Origin of the sequence: Shewanella sp. 11B5, from assembly GCF_002836795.1 — a bacterium.
Taxonomy (GTDB): domain Bacteria; phylum Pseudomonadota; class Gammaproteobacteria; order Enterobacterales; family Shewanellaceae; genus Shewanella; species Shewanella frigidimarina.
The window spans coordinates 1-5,134 of sequence record NZ_PJAP01000410.1; the positions used below are offsets into that span (position 1 = coordinate 1).

Here is a 5,134-nt window from a genome sequence, read left to right on the forward strand (position 1 = left end):
CGGTCGGTAATAAACACCAACTTGTACTTTTTAAGCTCCGGATCACGGCGCATTTTTACTGCTAGCATCACCATGGTCAACGACTTACCACTGCCTTGGGTATGCCAAACTACACCGGACTTTTCTTTGCGATCGTTACCAGACTTTAAACGCTCAATGACTTTGTTTACCGCACGATATTGCTGATAACGCGCCACCTTCTTAATCACACGGCCATCATCGGTTTCAAACAATATAAAGTTCTGCAAAATATCTAAGAAGTTCACTTTACTGAACATACCCGCTAATAAACGCTGCTGCGCCGTCACCGGAGTCAGCGCATCATAAGCTTGAGTCGTGCTGTCATTTGAAGGTAGAGCGGAGGGGTGGGCGGAAGATTGAGCGGGTGCAATCGTATAACTAGCGGAAGACTCAGCAACCTGTGGCAGCACAATATGGGTGTCAGTGTCAGCAAGTACATCTTCGGGCAACTGTATATCCACAGGATGATTAAGGCGGACAATATTATTCTTAAGTGATTGTTCAGATAGCTGTTTCTCAGTGAAAGGGTAAGCATCTTTCCAATCGCCATAATGTGACGAGTTTGAACTAATCGTGCCCACTTTGGCTTGATCACGACAGCTAGATACCATCAGCTGATTATACCAAAACAGTTTTTCTGCCCCTTCATGATCTTCACTCTGGCGCAAATTAGCATAACGACGTAACTGGTTTATCCCTTCGCTCATCGGGCTGGAAATATACGGCGACTTACACTCAATAACAGCTAGAGGGATACCATTCACAAAGCAAACAATATCAGGGATGATGTTCTGGTTAACGCCTTCAATTTTGAATTGATTAGTACAAACAAATTCGTTGTTTTCTGGCTTATCAAAGTCCACCAGCTTAACGGTTTGCCCCTTACGTCCCTTACCTAAATCTTGTTCGACTGATAAATAACTGACTAAGGTTTGGTAGAACGCGTGGTTATACTCCATTAAAGCCGCAAAATTAGGGTGGGTCACATCACGTGATACCTTTCGCAGGTTCTCATCACTGATCCACGGGTTAATACGCTTAATTGCCGCTTCAAGTCGCTTTACAAGTACCACATCACGCAAGTAAGTTCGCTCGCCTTTACCACCAGCATAAATATGCTCTGGTGATCCATTTACAGATGGATTACTTGATGGTGATAGATCCTTCCCAGAGATGTACTCCCAACCTAAACTCACTAGTTGCGCAATGGCGGGGGCTTCTACTTTATCGAACTCATCTTGATTCATAACTGAGGCTCTGTCCGTACAATTAAAATACTAAAAGCGCTAAAAACGAATGCGGCTTAAATTCCTTGTTCATCGATATTACAGATACTTAGCATGAATAGCAGCTATCAAGATCAATTGAATACTAAGTTAATTGAAAAAAGTACAAATTTGGACAATCTCCCCCCCACTGCAACAACAAAATACTCAGATATTATTCCCTCCGTTGGCAGAGGCTTCTACCAACATCACTTTTAAATTGGAGATATAAAATGAGTAATAACAAAACACCAATGACACCACAAGCAGCCGCTCGCATTCAGAGTGCTAATGCAAAGCAAGGTAGTGGCAATGTTGCTAAAGGCAGCTTTGCGGCAAAAGCACAGAGTGCAGCAGCTAAGAATTCTGGTAATGGCAAACAGGGAGGTTAATAACATGTCTAAACATGACGATGATAACCATAGCAATCAAATGAATCCTAATAATGACGCTTATTGGGAAAGCCGCGGTGAAGATGAACGCCCTGATGATTGGCAAGAGCAGTTAGACGATTAAAATATTAATGACTAGCTTGTGCAGTCCTTTAGGTCAGTAACAAGTTTTGCCTATCAACTCAACCGCTTTAGTCAATGGCTAGGCGGTTGAGTCTATTCTCCATCATTTATATCAATGTGTTATATTTTTAATTGCTTGCTGCTTGAAATGTTCAAAATATTTAGGATAACTCGCCAGTACTTCAGCAATAATAGGCAAAACTTTCTCATCATTTTCTACTTCTTTAAACATTCTCCCAACCATAGTATCAATGCCTCTAGCTATACGCAGATATATCAAGGTAGGTTCGATGTCATAGTCACCTATAGGATCAATAATATCGGCAACAAATTTTCGCAGTTTTTTATCCGATGGCATATTCACACCATTACGCCAACCTTTAAGCTGCTTATATTGTTTATCTTTCAATTTATCTTCACCATTGCCAGACTCTTCAATCGATATATATGATGCTAATGCTCGCCAACTTGATTCTTGCTTATGGTGTGAGAGAATCTTTCTTAACTTCATCAACATCGCCCCAAAGCAAGTACACTCTTCGTCAGTAACGGCATAAGAGTGTATAACCGATGAAAACACGCCATCATATGACTCAAAGTTAATATCTGAGCCCTGTCTAATCTCATAAAGCGCTGTACCCACGTCATAAGTAGCTATTGCCGCAAGGTAAAAATCGAGTCTCATCCAAAAAACGGCACGAAGAGCTTGAGTCTTTTGCTCTACAGCTTTTAACTTATCGGCGCTATTGAGTTCAACATAGTGCTTGTAAGCCGATAATAACTCCAAAGGAACTAGGCTTGCTCTAGACCATGTAGACTGCTGATGAGCCCAGTGCGCAATCTCATCGTCACTTTTTAACAGGCCTAATTTTACTGACTTTTTATAGTTTCGCAGAAGCAAATAATCGGTATTTGCTCTCTCATTAATAAATGCCATAAATGGAGGGAGCTCACTATCGTGACTAGACTGCTTAAGGCCGTGAACAAGTGAGAACCAGCTTCCTGCATTTGAGCGCACATTTAACGCACGTCTTACTTTTATGTACAAAGGTAATGAATACAGCTGCATAAAAGGTATAGGAAGTTGTTTCATCCACTGTGATATTTTATTGATTGTTGGCTTAGCAGCCCCTTTTTTCGCTAGATTAGCTCTAGAACTGCTGCTGACGTTGAGATTATGATTATAAAATGACTCTAAGTACGGGATCGTCTTAACTATATTTTCAGGTAAGCCCAATAACTCTGCAACCACTGAAGGCGCAGGCAAAAATATGCTATCGAATGTTGGAGGTTTAAAAATGTATTTCCCATATCTATTGGGTTTCATCTGCGGTCACCATGGCTAATTCTCGCTTAACACAACGTAGGTAATATTCAGGGTGTTGAGCCAAGACGTCCCTATATATCGTATTAAATTCATCTGCAGAATATGCCTTATCCTTGTATTGTATTGTTAACTCCGCAAACAACTTATCGAGCCCTATCGCAATACGTGCATATGAGTAGAGTAATCTCAAACAATCTAAATCATCCTCACCAACCAAGTTGGTAAAAAAGTTCAAGAGTTTGTCATTAGATATTGAGCCGTCACCGTTACGCCATTTCTTTAAACGTGCATATTGTTTATCTTCAAGCGAATCACCTGAGGCAGCGTTTTCATCTTCATCAATTTCAATATACCGAGCGAGTCGTCGCCAACTTACCTTGCCCAACTTAATGGTATAAGCACGTTTCAATTCATGTAAAAAGCCATCAAAACAATTTTTAACTTTGCCATTGCCATCGGCATAAAAAAGCAAACCACGCGTCAAAACGCCATTCGGCTTGGTTAATTCACTTTTGTCTGCATGCATTGTTAGCATACAACCAACTTCATAGTGCGCAATCGCTTCTAAATAAAAATCTAACTGTAATGACACAATGCACTTTGCTACGTCAAGGATCTGCTGTTTATCTTCAAGCTTGTTTGTAGCATTCTCAATAAGCAACGCAGTGAATTTGAGCCAAACAGTATTATCAAGATTAGAATGGGTTAGCCAAAGGGTGTCTTGTAACGACAGCCGGCAAGCTAAGTTTTCGTTATCAAACTCTTTGCTCAATAGTGTTTTATTTACTTGCTGTTGCATAACAATGTCGGCTTCGCAGCGCGCCATTAAAAACCGAAGAAGCGGCTTAAATTGCGTCATGCTTTCGTTACGGCTAGCTTCACAAAGGTCTTCAGAGTGATTGATTACTGAATACCAAGCATTTGCGTTAGAGTTAACTTGAAAGGCCTCAGACATTGTGCTTTCTGAAATAACAGATTCAGCACTAAATGTTTGATCAAGCACTTTACTCAGCCATGCTATAAACTTTTTTGAAGAAGGAAATCCCACACCCGTCGATGTGAGTTTATGCCGACTGCTGCGCTTTATATCCAGAGGTAACGCATAATTTTCTTCAGATGCCGCAATACCTGTGAGTAAAGGGTTACTCACACCAAGCATTTTCATTGTGGTATTGATGGTAGGTAAAAATAAGTTATTTTCAAACCCTGAACCAAGCACGAAAGGCTTCCCAGCTTGAGATTCAGTTTTAGCTTGTTCAAATGATTCATTTAACAATGCAGAAAACGATTTTTGCAGCGAAGCATCCTTGCTCATGATTATCCTTTTGTTTAATTAGTTTCTAGCCAGTTCAGTTATATGGTGCTTCCGATAAGCTGATTTGGTTGAGCATAACTATTTAGTTGGCCGTCCAGTTCGCAAGTTCGTCAAGGCTTTCAATATCGTTCAAGGCGTTATCTTCTGTCCTGGAGATTAACTTAGACGGTGGCTTGTGACTCATCAACTTGCCTCCACGTTTACGCGAACTTTACCCGTAAGGAGATCTTGCATCAGGGCTTTTTTGGTATCTTGCACCTTAGCCAGTTTCTTCCGTTTTATAGCAATAGAGCTATCTAACGAATCTAATGTCCTAACTATTTGATTAATTTCATCTGCCGGTGGAATTACAACTTTGGTGTTTCGAATAGCAGTCAGATTTAATCCAGCTTTTGCACCTGAATCATTATTTGCAGTAAACTGTTTTTGAGAATCTTCATGTGAAAGGAAGTGGCCTACCCAGCGTGATATTTCTGGATTATTTAATCTAACTAATGATACATGCTGATTTACATAAGCTTCACCAAGATCATCATTAACAACAGCAATAACTCCTAAGTCTGCAGTAATCGAAATTAATACATCCCCAGTTTGAACTAGCGTTCTTTTACCTTCTGCTGAATCTGGAGGAGTAACGCATATCACATCTTTAAATCTAAAATTGATATGCTCTCGAGTTAAATTCCCAATT

General features: G+C 40.3%; 5 protein-coding genes. 1 reads left to right on the forward strand and 4 read right to left on the reverse strand.

Annotation, left to right across the window (positions count from 1 at the left end; all coding sequences use genetic code 11):
- Nucleotides 1-1,268, reverse strand: a 1,268-nt coding sequence (locus CXF78_RS09530; RefSeq protein ID WP_145991405.1) for a type I restriction endonuclease, incomplete at its 3' end; no start/stop codon positions are given.
- Nucleotides 1,269-1,519: 251 nt separating this feature from the next.
- On the opposite strand from CXF78_RS09530, the gene CXF78_RS21235 reads away from it, so the two are divergent.
- Entirely contained in the window at nucleotides 1,520-1,678 is a 159-nt protein-coding gene (locus tag CXF78_RS21235) for a hypothetical protein (protein ID WP_145991406.1), read from the forward strand.
- Between the two features lie 235 nt (nucleotides 1,679-1,913).
- On the opposite strand, the gene CXF78_RS09535 is transcribed toward CXF78_RS21235, so the two are convergent.
- From CXF78_RS09535 to CXF78_RS09545, 3 genes are all read right to left on the reverse strand, one after another.
- Nucleotides 1,914-3,128, reverse strand: a complete 1,215-nt coding sequence (locus CXF78_RS09535; RefSeq protein WP_102036638.1) for a hypothetical protein — start codon at nucleotides 3,126-3,128, stop codon at nucleotides 1,914-1,916.
- Nucleotides 3,115-4,443 (reverse strand): hypothetical protein, encoded by a 1,329-nt coding sequence (locus CXF78_RS09540; protein WP_102036639.1) that lies wholly within the window; start codon nucleotides 4,441-4,443, stop codon nucleotides 3,115-3,117. The genes CXF78_RS09535 and CXF78_RS09540 overlap by 14 nt, the downstream gene beginning before the upstream one ends.
- Nucleotides 4,444-4,626: 183 nt before the next feature.
- The coding region (locus CXF78_RS09545) for a restriction endonuclease subunit S (protein ID WP_180957100.1) at nucleotides 4,627-5,134 on the reverse strand (508 nt) is incomplete at its 5' end.

Excerpts from the sequence above, each read along its gene's own strand:
- CXF78_RS09535 (WP_102036638.1), bottom strand. The coding sequence starts at position 3,128 with ATGAAACCCAATAGATATGGGAAATACATTTTTAAACCTCCAACATTC.
- CXF78_RS21235 (WP_145991406.1), top strand. The coding sequence starts at position 1,520 with ATGAGTAATAACAAAACACCAATGACACCACAAGCAGCCGCTCGCATT.
- CXF78_RS09540 (WP_102036639.1), bottom strand. The coding sequence starts at position 4,443 with ATGAGCAAGGATGCTTCGCTGCAAAAATCGTTTTCTGCATTGTTAAAT.